The 370-nt window shown below is 71.4% G+C and carries 1 protein-coding gene; it reads left to right on the plus strand.

All coding sequences use genetic code 11. From position 1 onward, the window contains the following. Positions 1-370: four-carbon acid sugar kinase family protein (locus PL597_RS26205; protein ID WP_271366681.1), on the plus strand; the 370-nt coding region annotated here is incomplete at both ends.

A 370-nucleotide genomic window follows, 5' to 3' on the forward strand; every position in this document is an offset into this window, starting at 1 on the left:
GCTTAATTGAGCGCCAGGGGCGCGGAAAAGCTGCGCTGATTGCCTGGCCGATTGTCGCCCGGGGGCCGGAGGCGGTCGCCGCCGCGCTGGCGGCAGTCAACGATCCGGCGGTGCGCTATGTGGTGCTAGACGCCCTCAGTGAACAGGATCTGCTCACCCAGGGCGTGGCGCTGCGGGAGATGAAGCTGGTCTCCGGCGGTTCCGGCCTCGCCATCGGCCTCGCCCGCGACTTGGCGCAGCGCCATGGCGCCCGGGGTGAAAGCGCTCAGGCCGGCATGCCGCTGGTCGGCCCGGCGGTGGTGCTCTCGGGCTCCTGCTCGGTGATGACCAACAGCCAGGGGGCGGCCTATCGTCAACAGGCCCCCGCCCG

Origin of the sequence: Agrobacterium sp. ST15.13.013 (assembly GCF_027956525.1) — a bacterium.
Taxonomy (GTDB): domain Bacteria; phylum Pseudomonadota; class Alphaproteobacteria; order Rhizobiales; family Rhizobiaceae; genus Agrobacterium; species Agrobacterium salinitolerans.